At 61.5% G+C, this 16,759-nt stretch carries 11 protein-coding genes; 5 read left to right on the top strand and 6 right to left on the bottom strand.

The window, feature by feature from the left end; genetic code table 11:
* Window positions 1-2 precede the first annotated feature (2 nt).
* The 6 genes from gltB to spoVAD form a co-directional block, all read right to left on the bottom strand.
* Entirely contained in the window at window positions 3-4,541 is a 4,539-nt protein-coding gene (gene gltB, locus B5E56_RS04720; RefSeq protein ID WP_087388853.1) for a glutamate synthase large subunit, read from the bottom strand.
* Window positions 4,542-4,655: 114 nt separating this feature from the next.
* A complete protein-coding gene (locus tag B5E56_RS04725) occupies window positions 4,656-5,192 on the bottom strand; it encodes an ANTAR domain-containing response regulator (protein WP_087187413.1) in 537 nt (178 codons plus the stop codon).
* Between the two features lie 41 nt (window positions 5,193-5,233).
* A complete protein-coding gene (glnA, locus tag B5E56_RS04730) occupies window positions 5,234-6,565 on the bottom strand; it encodes a type I glutamate--ammonia ligase (protein ID WP_087187412.1) in 1,332 nt (443 codons plus the stop codon).
* Between the two features lie 238 nt (window positions 6,566-6,803).
* The gene (locus B5E56_RS04735) at window positions 6,804-8,414 is read right to left on the bottom strand and encodes a CTP synthase (RefSeq protein ID WP_087388854.1); all 1,611 of its coding nucleotides are present in this window, start codon (window positions 8,412-8,414) and stop codon (window positions 6,804-6,806) included.
* A 116-nt stretch (window positions 8,415-8,530) separates the two neighbouring features.
* On the bottom strand, window positions 8,531-8,899 hold the full coding sequence (gene spoVAE / locus B5E56_RS04740) for a stage V sporulation protein AE (protein ID WP_087388855.1): 369 nt from the start codon (window positions 8,897-8,899) through the stop codon (window positions 8,531-8,533).
* A 9-nt stretch (window positions 8,900-8,908) separates the two neighbouring features.
* Window positions 8,909-9,922, bottom strand: a complete 1,014-nt coding sequence (gene spoVAD, locus B5E56_RS04745; protein ID WP_087388856.1) for a stage V sporulation protein AD — start codon at window positions 9,920-9,922, stop codon at window positions 8,909-8,911.
* A 191-nt stretch (window positions 9,923-10,113) separates the two neighbouring features.
* On the opposite strand from spoVAD, the gene B5E56_RS04750 reads away from it, so the two are divergent.
* The 5 genes from B5E56_RS04750 (at window position 10,114) to B5E56_RS04770 (ending at window position 16,695) form a co-directional block, all read left to right on the top strand.
* Window positions 10,114-10,731 (top strand): hypothetical protein, encoded by a 618-nt coding sequence (locus B5E56_RS04750; protein ID WP_087266333.1) that lies wholly within the window; start codon window positions 10,114-10,116, stop codon window positions 10,729-10,731.
* Between the two features lie 3 nt (window positions 10,732-10,734).
* Window positions 10,735-11,487, top strand: a complete 753-nt coding sequence (locus tag B5E56_RS04755; RefSeq protein WP_087388857.1) for an acyl-[acyl-carrier-protein] thioesterase — start codon at window positions 10,735-10,737, stop codon at window positions 11,485-11,487.
* Between the two features lie 39 nt (window positions 11,488-11,526).
* On the top strand, window positions 11,527-13,002 hold the full coding sequence (gene guaB / locus B5E56_RS04760) for an IMP dehydrogenase (RefSeq protein WP_087187407.1): 1,476 nt from the start codon (window positions 11,527-11,529) through the stop codon (window positions 13,000-13,002).
* Between the two features lie 3 nt (window positions 13,003-13,005).
* On the top strand, window positions 13,006-13,263 hold the full coding sequence (locus B5E56_RS04765; RefSeq protein WP_087328190.1) for a hypothetical protein: 258 nt from the start codon (window positions 13,006-13,008) through the stop codon (window positions 13,261-13,263).
* Between the two features lie 114 nt (window positions 13,264-13,377).
* A complete protein-coding gene (locus tag B5E56_RS04770) occupies window positions 13,378-16,695 on the top strand; it encodes a PD-(D/E)XK nuclease family protein (protein ID WP_087388858.1) in 3,318 nt (1,105 codons plus the stop codon).
* The last annotated feature ends 64 nt before the right edge of the window (window positions 16,696-16,759 follow it).

Raw genomic sequence — 16,759 nt, forward strand, 5'->3', positions numbered from 1 at the left:
GGTTATTCCCCCTTCTGGTGGGTGTTGACGTAGAAGGCCTCTACCTGGGCCTCCTCCCGGCTCATGCCCTTCTCCTCATACTGGGCGATGGTACGCAGCATCCGGTCGTAGTCGTGGGGCAGGATCTTCTTGAACAGAGGCAGATAATCCTCAAAGTGAGCCAAAATACAGCTTGCCTTGGCCGAGCCGGTGGCGTCGGCGTGGGCCTGGATCAGCTCCCGCAGCTCGGCGGCGTCGTGCTTCTCCGTGACCGGCTCCATGGATACCAGAGCCTTGTTGAGCCGCAGGTACAGGTCCCGGTGCTCATCCAGTACATAGGCCACGCCGCCGCTCATACCGGCGGCAAAGTTCTTGCCGGTGGGACCCAGCACCACCACCCGGCCGCCGGTCATATACTCGCAGCCGTGGTCGCCCACGCCCTCCACCACGGCGGTGGCGCCCGAGTTGCGGACACAGAAACGCTCGCCCGCCACGCCGTTCAGGTAGGCCTGGCCGCTGGTGGCGCCGTAGAGGGCTACGTTGCCTACCAGGATGTTTTTCGCGGGATCAAAGGTGCTGTCCTTGGGGGGATAGACCACCAGACGGCCGCCGGAGAGGCCCTTGCCCAGGTAGTCGTTGGCGTCGCCCTCCAGCTCCAGAGTCAGGCCCTTGGGCAGGAAAGCGCCGAAGGACTGGCCGCCGCCGCCGGTGCACTTGACCGTAAAGGTGCCGCCGGGCAGGCTGTCGCCGTGGAGACGGGTAATGTCGGAGCCCAGAATGGTGCCCACCGCCCGGTCGGTGGAGGAGACCGCCACTTCCAGACGCTTGGGAGCGCCCTGGGCCAGGGCGCTGCCCAGTCTGCGCTCCAGCACCTTCAGGTCCACGGTGTCCTCCAGATGGAAGTCGTAGACGTCGGCGGGATCGAAGTGGGCCTTTTCCGCGCCTACATAGGGGTTGTCCAGAATGGCGGACAGGTCCACCGTGGCGGCCCGGTCATTGACTGCCGGGGTGCGGACGGCCAGAAGGTCGGTGCGGCCCACCAGCTCCTCCACGGTGTGCACACCCAGCTTGGCCATATGCTCCCGCAGTTCCTGGGCGATGAAGCGCATAAAGTTGACCACATATTCCGGCTTGCCGGCAAAGCGCTTACGCAGCTCAGGGTTTTGGGTGGCAACGCCCACAGGGCAGGTGTCCAGATTGCACACCCGCATCATGACGCACCCCATGGTCACCAGGGGGGCGGTGGCAAAGCCGAACTCCTCGGCGCCCAGCATACAGGCAATGGCCACATCCCGGCCGCTCATCAGCTTGCCGTCGGTCTCCACCACCACCCGGGACCGCAGTCCGTTCTGGATCAGGGTCTGATGGGTTTCCGCCAGGCCCAGCTCCCAGGGCAGACCGGCGTTGTGGATGGAGGTGCGGGGGGCGGCGCCGGTGCCGCCGTCATAGCCGGACACCAGTACCACCTGAGCGCCGGCCTTGGCCACGCCGGCGGCGATGGTGCCCACGCCTGCCTCGCTGACCAGCTTCACCGAGATGCGGGCCTGACGGTTGGCGCACTTCAGGTCGTAGATCAGCTGGGCCAGGTCCTCAATGGAGTAGATGTCGTGGTGGGGCGGGGGAGAAATCAGGGTGACGCCGGGGGTGGAGTGACGGCACCGGGCAATCCAGGGATATACCTTACCTGCAGGCAGATGGCCGCCCTCACCGGGCTTGGCGCCCTGCGCCATCTTGATCTGGATCTCCTTGGCGGATACCAGATATTCACTGGTGACGCCGAATCGGCCGGAAGCCACCTGCTTGATGGCGGAGTTGCGGGCGGGATCTTTCAGCCGGTCGGGTTCCTCGCCGCCCTCACCGGAATTGGATTTGCCGCCCAGCAGATTCATGGCCTGGGCCAGACACTCGTGGGCTTCCCGGGAGATGGAGCCGTAGCTCATGGCGCCGGTCTTGAAGCGCTTGACAATGGAGTCCACACTCTCCACCTGGTCCAGGGGCAGGGGAGTGTCGGCGTACTTCATGTCCAGCAGGCCGCGGAGGGTGTGGGGACTGGTTTCGTCGTCCACCTGGGCGGTGTATTGCTTGAACAGATCGTAGTCCCCCCGGCGGGTGGCCTGCTGGAGCAGGTGGATGGTCTGGGGATTGTACATATGGTCCTCACCGCCGGACCGGGCCTTGTGGGCGCCCAGAGAGTCCAGGGTAGGATCGGCCCCCAGCCCCAGCGGGTCATAGGCCTTGGAGTGGTTGCGGTCCACCATGGCGGCGATCTCGGTCAGGCCGATGCCGCCCACCCGGGAGACGGTATTGGTGAAGTATTTGTCAATGACCGTCTTGTTGATGCCGATGGCCTCAAAGATCTGGGCGGATTGATAGGACTGGAGGGTGGAAATGCCCATCTTGGAGGCGATCTTTACGATGCCGTGGAGAATGGCGGCGTTGTAGTCGGCCACGGCGGTGTGGTAGTCCTTGTCCAGCAGACCCTCCTCGATGAGCTCCACGATGGTTTCCTCAGCCAGGTAGGGGTTGATGGCACGGGCGCCGTAACCCAGCAGGGTGGCGAAGTGGTGGACATCCCGGGGCTCGGCGGACTCCAGCAGGATGGAGACGGCGGTGCGCTTTTTGGTGCGGATCAGGTGCTGCTCCATGGCGGATACTGCCAGCAGGGAGGGGATGGCCACATGGTTCTCATCCACACCCCGGTCGGAGAGAATAATGATGTTGGCGCCCTTTCGCCAGGCGCGGTCCACTGCCAGCGCCAGATGGTCCAGGGCTCGGTCCAAGGGGGTGTTCTTATAGTAGAGAATGGACACCGTTTCCACCTGGAAGCCGGGCTGGTTCATGGCCTTGATTTTCATCATATCGGTGGAGGTGAGGATGGGGTTGTGGATCTGAAGTACCCGGCAGTTATCCGCCGTTTCAGAGAGCAGATTGCCGTCGTCGCCCACATAGACAGTGGTGTCGGTGACGATCTCCTCACGAATGGCGTCGATAGGCGGGTTGGTCACCTGGGCAAAGAGCTGCTTGAAGTAGCTGAACAGGGGCTGATCCTTGTGGTCCAGCACCGCCAGAGGAATGTCGGTGCCCATGGCGGCAGTAGGCTCGGCACCGGTGCGGGCCATGGGGAGGATGGTGTTGCGCACATCCTCATAGGTGTAGCCAAAGGCCTTCTGGAGGCGGTGAAGCCCTTCTCTGGTGTGGCGCTCTACTCGGCGGTTGGGAATGGGCAGATCCTTTAAATGAAGCAGGTTGCGGTCTAGCCACTCGCCGTAGGGCTGCCGGGCGGCATAGGATTCCTTCAGCTCGTCGTCGCCGATGATGCGGCCCTGGGTGGTGTCCACCAGCAGCATCCGACCGGGCTGGAGCCGGGATTTCTCCACGATCTGCTCCGCCGGGATATCCAGTACGCCCACCTCGGAGGAGAGGATGAGCCGCCTGTCCCGGGTGACATAATACCGGGAAGGCCGCAGGCCGTTGCGGTCCAGCACCGCCCCTACCACGTCGCCGTCGGAGAAGAGGATGGAGGCCGGGCCGTCCCAGGGCTCCATCAGGGTGGCGTAATATTGGTACAGATCCCGCTTGGACCGGGAGATGGCCTTGTCCTCCATCCAGGGCTCCGGGATACAGGCCATAACGGCCAGAGGCAGGTCCATGCCCGCCATCATGAGGAACTCCAGGGTGTTGTCCAGCATGGCGGAGTCGGAGCCGTTGACATTGACCACCGGCAGCACCTTGTCCATCTGATCATCCAGCAGGGGAGAGGACATAGTCTCCTCCCGGGCCAGCATCCGGTCCACGTTGCCGCGAATGGTGTTGATTTCGCCGTTGTGGGCCATGAGCCGGTTGGGGTGGGCCCGCTCCCAGGAGGGATTGGTGTTGGTGGAGAATCGGGAGTGAACCAGGGCAATGGCGGACTGGTAGTCCTTGCTCTGCAGGTCGGGATAGAACTTCCGCAGCTGGTCCACCAGGAACATTCCTTTATAAACAATGGTGCGGCTGGACAGGGAGGGCACATAGGTGTTGTCGTTGGACTGCTCAAACACCCGGCGGGCGATATAGAGCTTCCGGTCGAAAGGCAGGCCCTGTTCAGTGTCTGTCGGGCGGGCCACAAAGGCCTGCTGGATGACAGGCATCTTGTCCCGGGCCTTTTGCCCCAGGATCTCGGGGCACACCGGTACGTCCCGCCAGCCCAGGAAGGTGAGGCCCTCCTTCTCGGCGATGACCTCGAACATCTTTCTGGCCTGCCCCCGCTTCAGGGTATCCTGGGGGAAGAAAAACATACCAACGCCGTAATCCCGGGGACCGGGCAGCTGGATGCCTGCTGCCTGGGCAGCCTTGGAGAAAAAGCGGTGGGAGATCTGGACCAAAATGCCCACGCCGTCGCCGGTCTTGCCTTCGGCGTCCTTGCCAGCACGGTGTTCCAGCTTCTCCACAATTTTCAGTGCGTCGTCCACTGTCTGGTGGCTGGGTTTGCCCTGGATGTCCACCACGGCCCCAATACCGCAGCTGTCGTGTTCAAAGGCGGGGTGATAGAGTCCCCGGGGCGGATAGCCTTCTGTTTTCATGGTTCATTCCCCTTTCCGGGTGAGTTTGGGCAGTGGGACGGTAGTAAAAAACGGCGGCAGTACGTCCCCGACTGCCGCCGTGAGACTGCATTGTCTCGTCCTGTTTAGTTTGCCCTATTCTGCGCTGTCCAGTACCATTTGGGCAGTCTGAAGCAATTTTGTACCGTTGTCCATACTGGACTTCTGTAAAAAGCGGTGGGCCTGCTCTTCTGTCATGCCGTTGCGGTCCATCAGCAGGGCCTTGGCCTGCTGAATGACTTCCAGCTCCTCCGGGGAGCGGCGGGGCCGCAGGGCCCGCTCCAGCCGCCGCCCCATCTGGAGAAGCATCCGCACCGATGCGGTCAGGTCCCCTTTGGATACCGGGGCGGGCAGCTGGAAGAGATCGTCGTTCTGCAGCAGGTCCAGCAGGTTCTGGGAGGCCAGAACCAGGACGGCACAGGAGGAGGGCAGATCGCCTGCCAGAGCCTCCACGCTCTGATCAGCCAGCTTGAAGCCGCAGATCACTGCGGTGATGTGGAGTTTATTTGCCGTGCGGCGGACCTGGTCGGCAGTCTTGCAGAGAATACAGGAGGCCGTGCCTGAGGTCTCCAGGATCTCCTTGATGCGGCTTGCGCTTTTGGTATTTTCAAAGGCAACGATCACCTGTTCCATGGATCATCACTCCCAACTGTGAGGAGGGTGTTGCTGAGAAATCAATAGTTGATGATGTACTTCTCCCGCTCCCAGGAGGATACACGGGTGCGGTACTCATCCCATTCGGCTTCCTTGCCGGCCAGATAGTTGCTGGTAATGTGCTCGCCCAGAGTGTCCATAATGAGGGAGTCGGCCTTCATAGCCTGGATGGCCTCCTCCAGGGAGCCGGGCAGGGAGTCGATGCCGTGGGCCTCGCGGGTGGCCTGATCCATCACAAAGATGTTCTCAGTGACCTCCGCCGGGGGAACCATGCCCTTCTCGATGCCGTCCAGACCGGCGGCCAGGCAGACGGCCAACTCCAGGTAGGGGTTGCAGGCCGGGTCGGGGGAGCGGAGCTCCACACGGGTGGACTGGCCGCGGGAGGCGGGGATGCGGATGAGGGCGGAGCGGTTGGAGGCGGACCAGGCCAGGTAGCAGGGAGCCTCGTAGCCGGGCACCAGACGCTTGTAAGAGTTGACCAGAGGGTTGGTCACGGCGGCCATGCCCTTCACGTGGGCCAGCAGACCGGCGATGAAGGAGTAGGCTTCCTTGGACAGGCCCCGCTCGTCACTGGGATCGTAGAATGCGTTCTTGCCGCCCCGGAACAGGGACATATTGGTGTGCATTCCCGAGCCGTTGATGCCGAAGATGGGCTTTGGCATAAAGGTGGCGTGAAGGCCGTTCTTCTGGGCCAGGGTCTTGACCGCCAGCTTGAAGGTCATGATGTTGTCGGCAGCGTGAAGGGCTTCCTCGTACTTGAAGTCGATCTCGTGCTGACCTGCGGCCACTTCGTGGTGGCTGGCCTCGATCTCGAAGCCCATCTGCTCCAGGGCCATACAGATCTCCCGGCGGGTGCCCTCGCCGTGATCCAGGGGGCCCAGATCGAAGTAGCCCGCCTCATCGTTGGTCTTGGTGGTAGGACGCCCCTCGTCGTCGGTCTGGAACAGGAAGAACTCGGCCTCGGGGCCTACGTTAAAGGCATCGTAGCCCATGTCCTTTGCCCGCTGGAGGACCCGCTTCAGGGTGCCTCGGGGGTCGCCCACAAAGGGGGTGCCGTCGGGGTTGTGGACGTCGCAGATCAGACGGGCTACCTTGCCGTGGCTGGGCCGCCAGGGGAAGACCACGAAGGAGTTCAGATCAGGATAGAGATACTGGTCAGACTCGTCGATACGGACGAAACCCTCGATGGAGGAACCGTCGAACATGATTTGATTGTTGACCGCCTTCTCAATCTGGGAGGCGGTGATGGCCACATTCTTCAGCTGACCGAAAATGTCGGTGAACTGGAGGCGGATAAATTCAATATCCTCCTCATGGACGATGCGGATGATATCTTCCTTGGTGTACGACATTGCAGGTATCTCCTTTCCTTCTTTCATAATGAAAGAAAAAGAAGAAGGCGCTCCCACCCTGGCCGGGTTGGAACGCCTTCGTTCTCAACTGATGGTGTAAGTATAGTGTGGACAGCTGTTTTTGTCAATAGGAAATTAACGGTACAGACGAATTTAGGAAAGATAACTGTAAAACGGAAGCTTTGACAAGTTAAATTTTATGCAACTAGCGATAATATAACTTGCATAAACGAGACGATCAGTTCTGAGTATGCCGTTGGAGGGCGGCGGAGACAAAGCCGTGGAACAGGGGGTGGGGCCGGTTGGGGCGGCTCTTAAACTCCGGATGGTACTGCACGCCCACATAGAAGGGGCTGTGGGGCAGTTCCACCGCTTCTACCAGCCGGCCGTCGGGGGAAAGACCGCTGAGGATCAGCCCGGCCTCAGTGAGGATCTCCCGGAACTGGTTGTTGAATTCATAGCGGTGGCGGTGCCGTTCCCGGATCAGGGGTGCGCTGTAGCAGCGGGCCAGCATGGTACCGGGCTGGACGGCGCAGGGATAGGCCCCCAGACGCAGGGTGCCGCCCTTGTCAATCTCGTCGCTCTGGCCGGGCATAAAGTCAATGACCTTGTGGGGGCACTTGGGTTCAAACTCACCGGAGTGGGCGTCTGTCAACCCGGCCACATGGCGGGCAAATTCGATGACCGCCACCTGCATCCCCAGGCAGATACCCAGATAGGGGACCTGGTGTTCCCGGGCATACCGGGCGGCCAGGATCATGCCCTCGATGCCTCGGGCGCCAAAGCCGCCGGGCACCAGAATGCCGTCCAGATCCTCCAGTACCTGGGTGTAATTTTCTTCGGTGACGGTCTCCGAGTCGATCCAGCGAATGTCGATCCTTGCTCCCAAGGTATATCCGGCGTGGCGGAGAGCCTCGGCTACTGACAGATAGGCATCGTGGAGCTGTACATATTTGCCAACCAGGCCGATGGTGACAGTGGAGCGCAGACCTTTGATCTGTTCCACCAGGGCGGTCCACTCGGCCAGGTCGGGTGTGGGGGCCTCCAGTCCCAGCTCCCGACACACCACGGAGGAAAAACCAGCGGCCTCCAGCATCAGAGGAGCCTCATAGAGGGTGGGGAGGGTAACATTTTCAATAACGCAGTCCGGCTTCACGTTGCAGAACCCGGCAATCTTTTCAAAAATACTGCGGCCGGTAATCGGCTCGTCGCACCGCAGCACGATGAGGTCGGGAGAGATACCCATGCCCTGCAATTCTTTGACCGAGTGCTGGGTGGGCTTGGACTTGTGTTCGCCGGAGGCCTTCAGATAGGGAACCAGGGTTACATGAATGTAGAGGGCGTTGCCCTGTCCCACTTCCCGGCCTACCTGACGGATAGCCTCCAAAAAGGGCTGGCTCTCCATATCGCCGGTGGTGCCGCCGATCTCGGTGATTACCACATCCGCATTTGTTTTCCTGCCTACCGTGTAGATAAAGCGTTTGATCTCATCGGTAATGTGGGGGATGACCTGAACTGTCTTGCCCAGATATTCTCCCCGGCGCTCTTTGGCGATGACGTTGGAGTATACCCGGCCGGTGGTCAGGTTGGAGAACTGATTCAGATCCTCGTCAATAAAGCGCTCATAGTGGCCCAGATCCAGGTCGGTCTCCGCCCCATCCTCGGTTACAAAGACCTCGCCGTGCTGATAGGGGCTCATAGTACCCGGGTCCACATTGATATAGGGGTCCAGCTTCTGAGCAGCTACCTTCAGGCCCCGGGCTTTGAGCAGCCGGCCCAGGGAAGCGGCCGTAATGCCCTTGCCCAGACCGGAAACCACGCCGCCGGTCACAAAAATATACTTTGTCATCCAATCCCCTCCTGACAATCAAAAAGCGAGGGCGTCCATCAAAGGAGGCAATACGGCCTCATTTCATGGAACGCCCTCGTTCACGGCGGATACTTTACCACCACGGAGGCGGTTTGTCAAGATTTTGGCCTGGATTTGAAGAGCAGCGCCCCCAGCAGGCCAAAGAGCACCGCCGCGGTGATCCCGCCCGCCGCGGCGGTAAGGCCGCCGGTCAGAATGCCCAGTGCGCCTTTTTCTGCCACTGCCTCCGCCACACCCTTGGACAGCAGATAGCCGAAGCCGGTGAGGGGCACGGTGGCCCCAGCTCCGCCCCACTCCACCAGCCAGGGGTAGATTCCCAGGCCCCCCAGGATCACCCCGGCCACCACATAGGAGACCAGGATGCGGGCGGGGGTGAGGGAGGTCTTGTCAATGAGAATCTGCCCGATGAGGCAGAGGGTCCCGCCGCAGAGAAAGACTCGGGCATAGGTCCAGAAAATCTCCATGGATATACCTCACTTTCTGATGTCCAGCGCCACCGCATGGCAGATGGCGGGGATACTCTCCCCCTGCTGGGAGGAGGTGGGGGAGAGGAGAGCGCCGGTGCCGCAGAACAGGATACGTTTCCAGCGGCCTCCTGCCATACCGTTAAGGAGCATCCCTGCCAGCACCACTGCCGAGCAGCCGCAGCCGGAGCCACCGCAGTGGACGTCCTGCCCCTCCAGATCGTAAATCAGAGTACCGCAGTCATTGAAGTTTTTCAGGTCCATGCCATCCCGGTGAAACCAGTCGGCCACAATGTCCCGGCCCAGCTGACCCAAATCGCCGGTGACGATCAGATCATAGTCGGAGGGCTTGCGGCCTGTGTCCTGAAAATGGGCTGAGAGCGTGGAATAGGCGGCGGGCGCCATAGCGGCGCCCATATTGGCTGCGTCCTTGATGCCCTTGTCCACCACTTTGCCGGTGGTGACGTGGGTGATATAGGGCCCCGGCCCCTGGTCGGCCAGAATGACGCAGCCCGACCCGGTCACCGTCCACTGGGCGGTAGGAGTGCGCTGGCCTCCATATTCCAGGGGGGAGCGGTACTGCCGCTCGGCGGAGCAGAAGTGGGAGGAGGTCATGGCCGCGATCTTTGTGCCGTATCCCCCGTCCAGCAGCATGGAGGCCAGGGACAGACTCTCCGCCATGGTGGAGCAGGCCCCGTACAGCCCAAAGAAGGGCACGTCCTGTCCCCGGACGGCAAAGCCGGAGCCGATACACTGGTTGAGCAGATCTCCCGCCAGCAGGTAGTCCAGACCGGATACACTGAGGCCAGCCTTGCTGAGCGCGGCGGCCAGGGCCAGCTTCTGCATGGCACTCTCCGCCTTTTCCCAGCTCCGTTCTCCAAAGGAATCGTCCTGACTGATGTGATCGAAGGTGGCGGCCAGAGGACCTTCCCCTTCTTTTTTGCCCACCACGGCGGCGCTGCCGATGACCGAAGGCGGGTCCTGCAGGGCCACGGTCTGCCGGCCCAGTTTTTTGTTTGCCATATCCTCACCTCTGTTTGCTTGGGCGGCTGTCCGCCTGACAAATACTATTTTGAACGAAAAGTACGCAAAATATGACTCTGGATTTTGTAGGCGGACTGGCTGGTCAATCCGTCCTGTTTGCGTTATAATGTAACATATATATTGCCGGGTCACCGGCACAACCGGCCTTACGGGCCGAACGGAGGTCCGCTATGGAAGAACAATCCAAACGTACCCTGGCCTATCTGTGCCCTTCCTGCCACCAGAGTGTGGCGGTAGAGCGTACGGTGTTTCAACTGGCGGCGTCCGCCAATGAACTGCCCTGTCCCTGCGGCAAGTCTGCCCTTCGGGTGGAGATGATGGGGGATCGGGTGAGATTGACGGTGCCCTGCCTCTCCTGCGGCCGGGACCACACCGTGACCTGCTCCACCCAGGCGTTCTTACACCAGAAGGTGCTGGCCTTTTCCTGCGCCCAGTCCGGCCTGGACTGCTGCTATGTGGGTGAAGAAGGGCCGGTATTTGCCGCCCTCCAGCGGCTGGAGGCCGCTGCCGACAAGCTGGAGCGAGCGGAAGGGGAGGAGAAAGGCGCCTTTTTGGACGAGCTGGTGATGCACGAGGTGCTCTCCGAGCTGAAGGAGATCGCCCAGCGGGACGGCATTTCCTGCACCTGCGGGTCTCACCGCTGGAAGCTTCAGGTCAACTACAGTTCCATCGATCTCTTCTGTGCCGACTGCGGAGCTGCCATGCGTATCCCGGCGGCTACCGACAATGACATTGACGACATCTGCTGCAAGACAAAGCTGGTCATCCGCGGCAAAAAGGAGGGGTAAGCGGTGTATTTTGAGGGCGGCTACCCCATTGATTCCCGGGATGTAGACCCCTGGAACCACTGTAAGCCCTCCGGCCTGATGGGCATTTTGCAGGAGGCGGCGGTGGCCGCGGCCTGCGAGCTCCATGCCTCCCGGCCGGAGATGATGGAAAAGTACAATCTGTTTTGGATGCTGGCCCGGATGTGGTACCGGCTGGACCGGCCACTGAAGTGGAATGAGACCCTCAGCATCCGCACCTGGCACCGGGGCGGCAGCGGCGCCTCCAGCTACCGGGATTTTGACCTGTTTGTGGACGGTAAGCCGGTAGGTGAAGCGGTGTCCGTATGGGTGCTGGCCGACGCGGATACCCACCGCCTGGCCCGTATGAGCAAGATAGAGGAGTTCCAGGGTACCGACGGGGGCGAGTTGTGTAAGGACAAGAGCCTCTCCCGGTTCAAATTGCCCCAGGAGATGGCGGCGGCGGATCATCGGGCTATGCACTACAGCGATACCGATATCAACGGTCATGTGAACAATGTTCGCTATGCCGACTTCATCTGCGATGCCATCCGAATGGATCAGCTGGGGCAGGATTTTTACGTCTCTGCCCTCCAGGTGGACTATCTGGCGGAGTGTATGGCGGGTGAGACCATCACTCTCTTTACCGGAGAGCAGGATGGTCTGCGCTATGTCCGGGGCGCTGATGCGGCTGGAAAAAGCCGTTTTGAAGGTGCGGTTACCCTGACGCCACTTGACAGAGCGTCTGCAATCAAGTAGAATAGGTAAAATTTTATAAAAAGAAAAAGGAGATGCACTATGGTCAACACTGACGAGCACCAGAAGTTTCTGAAGCAGGGCCTTACCTTTGACGACGTGCTGCTCATCCCCGCGGAGAGCGACGTTCTGCCTGCGGACATCGACCTGCACACCAGACTCACCCGCAAAATCAAACTGAATGTGCCCCTGATGAGCGCTGCCATGGACACGGTGACCGAGTACCGTATGGCCATCGCCATTGCCCGTGAAGGCGGCATCGGCATCATCCACAAGAATATGTCCATCGGTGCTCAGGCTGAGCAGGTGGACATGGTCAAGCGCAGTGAGAACGGCGTTATCACCAACCCCTTCTGGCTGGCTCCCGGCCATACGCTGGCTGAGGCCGACGCCCTGATGGCCAAGTACCGGATCTCCGGCGTGCCCATCTGTAAGGACGGCAAGCTCATCGGTATCATCACCAACCGGGACATGAAGTTTGAGACCGACATGAGCCAGCTGGTGGACAACGTCATGACCAAGGACAACCTGGTCACCGCCAAGGAGGGCGTCACCCTGGAGGAGGCCAAGGAAATCCTCCGCAAGCACAAGATTGAGAAGCTGCCCATCGTGGACGACGAGTACCGCCTGAAGGGCCTCATCACCATCAAGGACATTGAGAAGGCCACCGTGTATCCCAACTCCGCCCGCGACGACAAGGGCCGCCTGCTGGTGGGCGCCGCCATCGGCGTCACCTCCGACGTGCTGGATCGTGTGCGCGCTCTGGTGGATGCCGGCGCCGATGTACTGTGCCTGGATTCCGCCCACGGCCACTCCCACAATATTCTGGACTGTGTCCGCCGCATCAAAGCCGTCTACCCCGACGTGCAGCTGATCGCCGGCAACGTGGCTACCGCCGAGGGTACCCGCGCCCTCATTGAGGCGGGTGCCGACTGCGTGAAGATCGGTATTGGCCCCGGCTCCATCTGTACCACCCGCGTGGTGGCCGGTATCGGCGTGCCCCAGATCACCGCTGTCTATGATGCCGCCCGTGTGGCTGCTGAGTACGACATTCCCATCATCGCTGACGGCGGCGTGAAGTACTCCGGCGATATCGCCAAAGCTCTGGCCGCCGGCGCCAACGTGGTCATGCTGGGCTCCCTGCTGGCCGGCTGTGAGGAGTCCCCCGGGGACACCGAGGTCTATCAGGGCCGTCAGTTCAAGGTCTACCGCGGCATGGGTTCTCTGGGTGCCATGGCTTGCGGCTCCAAGGACCGTTACTTCCAGCAGAACAACAAGAAGCTGGTGCCCGAAGGCGTGGAAGGCCGCGTACCTTACAAGGGGCTGACCGGCGACACCATCTACCAGCTCACCGGCGGCCTGCGGGCCGGCATGGGCTACACCGGCTGCCACAACATTGAGGAGCTGCACACCAAGGCTCAGTTCATGCAGATCACCGCTGCCGGTCTGAAGGAGTCCCATCCCCACGATATCTATATCACCAAGGAAGCTCCCAACTATACCGTCAATCCCCAGTAAGGTATGGAGCGTATCACCGAAAAGGATTCTTCCGGTCGCTGGAGCATCCCGTCGGAGCAGAACGAAGCTGCCGCTGCCCGTCTGGCCGCCTTTGAAAATGCCTATGAGCGCCTGATCGCCCGCCAGGGTGAGATCGCTGCCAAAATGGAGGCGTTGAAGGCCCAGGGGAAGCAAAAGACGGCTCAGTTCCGGGAGCTGTTTGGGGAAAAGCTCATGAATCAGAATACCCTGGCGCTGTGGGAGACTTACGGCGTTCGGTAAAGTACCAAAAAGGGGACTGCCGCCTTTGCGGCAGTCCCCTTTTGTGCGCGGTGCATTGTGTGGGAGCGGTAAATATGCTATAATCTCACCACTGACCAAAAAGGAGGGAGTACCATGCTCAAGCTGCTGTTGGGCCGGGCGGGCACCGGCAAGACCTACGCCATGCTTACCGCTATGGGGGCGGCTACCCGGCCACAGGTTCTCATCGTGCCCGAGCAGCACTCCCACGACATGGAACGGCAGCTGTGTGCCATTGGCGGAAACGCGGTCTCTCTCCACGCTGAGGTGCTCTCCTTCACACGGCTTGCTAACCGGGTGTTCTCTGCCCACGGCGGTCTGGCGGCGCCCACTCTGGATCAGGGAGGCCGGCTGCTGCTGCTGTATACCGCACTCAAGTCGGTGGCCGATCAGCTCAAAGTGTACCAGCGACCCTCCCGCAAGCCCGCCTTTCTCAGCAGTCTGCTGGCCACGGTGGACGAATTGAAAAGCTGCTGCATCAGCCCCGAACAGCTGTGGGAGGCAGGCAGCGACACCGGAGGCGGGGAGGGGGACAAGCTTACCGACCTCTCCCTCATCTTTGGTGCCTATGAGGCCTTGACTGCCCAACGGTGGGCCGATCCCCGGGACAAGCTGACCCGGCTGGCCGAGCTGCTGGCCCGGACCAAGTGGGCGGCGGGCAAGGACTTCTATGTGGATGCCTTCACCGACTTCACCCCCCAGGAGCGGCAGGTGCTTTCCGCCCTGCTGGATAAGGGTGCCTCGGTGACGGTGGCCCTGACCTGCGATCAGCTGGAGGAGGACGAGGGGGGTACCGGTATCTTTTCCCCCGCCCGGCGTACTGCCCGGCAGCTGCTGCGGCTGGCCAAGGATCGGGGCGTGCCCGCCCAAGTGGAGGTGCTGATGGGGGACCGGACCGGCCGGACAGCTGCCCTGGCCCACCTGGAAGGCAATCTGTTTGCCGCCCGCCCTGCCCCTCTGGAGGAAGGTGGGGGGGAAATCACCCTCTTTACCGCCAACACCCCCTACTCCGAGGTGGAGTGGACGGCGGCGGAGATCCTGCGCCTGGTGCGGGAGGAGGGCTATCGCTTCCGGGACATCGCCGTGTGTGCCCGCAGCATGGAGGGGTATGGACCCACCATTGAAACGGTGTTTGCCCGTTACGGGGTACCGGTATTTCTCAGCCGCATGAGTGACATCCTGGAAAAGCCCATCCTAACCTTCATTACTGCGGCACTGGATACCGTATCCGGGGGCTACCGGTACGACGATCTCTTCCGCTGCCTCAAAACCGGCCTCACTGATTTGAGTCAGGAGGATGTAGATCTGTTGGAAAACTATGCCCTGACCTGGGGTCTGGAGGGAAGTGCCTGGACCGGCAAAAAGGACTGGACCAACCACCCCAAGGGCTATGGGCGCAAATTCGCCGAGGAGGACACCGCCCTGCTGGCCCGGCTCAACGGCCTGCGGCGGCAGGTGACCGCCCCTCTGGAGGAGCTGCGGAAGCAGCCGGACAAGACAGGAAAGGGCCAGGCCATGGCTCTCTACCGCCTGTTGGAGGCTATGGGGGTACCTGAGCGTCTGGCACAGCGGACCCAGGAACTGCAAGAGCGGGATCAGGCCGCCCTGGCAGAGGAGTACGCCCAGCTGTGGGACATTTTGTGCGGCGGTCTGGAACAGTGCGCCCAGATCCTGGGGGATACCCCCATGGAGCTGGAGGAGTTCTCCAGACTGTTCTCTCTGGTACTCTCTCAGTACGACGTGGGTTCCATCCCTGTGTCCCTGGACCGGGTGAACGCTGGCGAAATGCCCCGGCTGGCTCACAAGGGGTACCGGGCGGTGTTCCTGCTGGGGGTGGACGACGGGGCTATCCCGGCGGTGTCCCCCTCTCCCGGCCTGCTCAGCGACGATGACCGCAGCCTGCTGGCCTCCTATGGCCTGGAGCCTGCCCCACGGACAGGGGACAAGCTGTACCGGGAGATGACCATCGTCTATGAGACCTGCGCCCTGCCTCGGGAACGGTTTTATGTCAGCTGGTCTGCCGCAGGGGCCCAGGGAGAAGAGCACCGCCCTGCCTTCCTGGTGTCAAGGCTGAGAGCCCTGCTGCCCCATCTGCGCCGGGTGGAAGAGGGAAGGCTGGACGGTTCCTTCCGCCTGGCGGCCCCACGGCCTGCGCTGGAGCTGGCTGGACGGTTCCCCCAGGCGGCGGCAGCCCTCACCTCTCTGCCGGAGTATGCCCCCCTGGTGGAGCGGATGACCTCTGCTGCCTGCCGGGAACGGGGGCGGCTGTCAAGACCGGCGGTGGATGTACTCTACGGGCGGCGGGTGCCCATGTCGGCCTCCCGAATGGACAAGTACAAGGCCTGCCACTTCTCCTACTTCATGCAGTACGGACTGAAGGCGGAGCCCCGGCGGGCCGCCGGATTCCAGGCCCCTGAGTACGGCACCTTTATCCACTTTGTGCTGGAACACGTCCTTAGAGCCTGCCAGGAGCGGGGGGGCGTGAAGGAGGTACCATCGGAGGAACTGCGTGCCATTACCGATCAGGTGGTGGAGCAATATGTGCAGGAAGAGCTGGGGGGACTGGAGGGGGAGAGCCCCCGGTTCCAGTATCTGTTCCGCCGCCTTCGCAAGTCGGTATACGCCGTGGTGGATAATGTGGCCCAGGAGCTGCGTGCCTCCCAGTTCCAGCCCATCTCCTTTGAATTGGGCTTCGGCAGCGGCAAAGATTTGCCTCCGGTGGAGCTGAATGTGGACGGGATCACCGTCAGTATCTCCGGCTTTGTGGACCGGGTGGACGGCTGGGTTCACGACGGACGGCTATACCTGCGAATTGTAGACTACAAGACGGGACGCAAGTCATTTGACTTGACAGATATTTGGCATGGAATGGGCCTTCAGATGCTGCTCTATCTTTTTACGCTGGAGCGTGAGGGAAAAGACCTTTACAATCAAGATGTGACAGGGGCTGGCGTCCTTTACCTGCCCGCCAGAGACGCAGTGGTGGCGGGCAGCCGGGCCATGAGCGATGAGGCACGGCAAAAGAAGGTGGACACGGAGCTGCGCCGCAAGGGCGTGGTGCTGGACGACCCCGCCGTGGTGGCCGCTATGGAGGACCCGGAGGAGGGGCCCATCCGTTTCCTGCCTATCCGGGTAAACAAGAGCGGCCAGATCACCGGCGAGGCCCTGGTGTCCGCCCAACGGCTGGGCAAGCTGGCCCGGCACACCGACCATATCCTGCGGGAGATCGGTCAGGAACTGGCGGCAGGCAACATCAACGCCGACCCCTTCTGGCGGGGACCGGAGCACAATGCCTGCCAGTGGTGCGACTACGCTGCTGCCTGCCATTTTGAGGAGGGCAGGGGGAACGATAAAAAGCGGTGGTTGCCCACAGTCAAGAGCGAGGAGTTCTGGGCGGCTGTGGAACAAGAGTAAAATTGCCTCCAGTTTCGGACAGGCTATAGAAGGCCTGGTGTTTAAATCCAACCGAGCAAGCACA

The organism is Flavonifractor sp. An112, from assembly GCF_002161085.1.
GTDB lineage: Bacteria > Bacillota > Clostridia > Oscillospirales > Oscillospiraceae > Flavonifractor > Flavonifractor avicola.

Coding starts and splice junctions, on each gene's coding strand:
- gltB (WP_087388853.1), bottom strand. CDS start 4,541: ATGAAAACAGAAGGCTATCCGCCCCGGGGACTCTATCACCCCGCCTTT.
- B5E56_RS04725 (WP_087187413.1), bottom strand. CDS start 5,192: ATGGAACAGGTGATCGTTGCCTTTGAAAATACCAAAAGCGCAAGCCGC.
- glnA (WP_087187412.1), bottom strand. CDS start 6,565: ATGTCGTACACCAAGGAAGATATCATCCGCATCGTCCATGAGGAGGAT.
- B5E56_RS04735 (WP_087388854.1), bottom strand. CDS start 8,414: ATGACAAAGTATATTTTTGTGACCGGCGGCGTGGTTTCCGGTCTGGGC.
- spoVAE (WP_087388855.1), bottom strand. CDS start 8,899: ATGGAGATTTTCTGGACCTATGCCCGAGTCTTTCTCTGCGGCGGGACC.
- spoVAD (WP_087388856.1), bottom strand. CDS start 9,922: ATGGCAAACAAAAAACTGGGCCGGCAGACCGTGGCCCTGCAGGACCCG.
- B5E56_RS04750 (WP_087266333.1), top strand. CDS start 10,114: ATGGAAGAACAATCCAAACGTACCCTGGCCTATCTGTGCCCTTCCTGC.
- guaB (WP_087187407.1), top strand. CDS start 11,527: ATGGTCAACACTGACGAGCACCAGAAGTTTCTGAAGCAGGGCCTTACC.
- B5E56_RS04765 (WP_087328190.1), top strand. CDS start 13,006: ATGGAGCGTATCACCGAAAAGGATTCTTCCGGTCGCTGGAGCATCCCG.
- B5E56_RS04770 (WP_087388858.1), top strand. CDS start 13,378: ATGCTCAAGCTGCTGTTGGGCCGGGCGGGCACCGGCAAGACCTACGCC.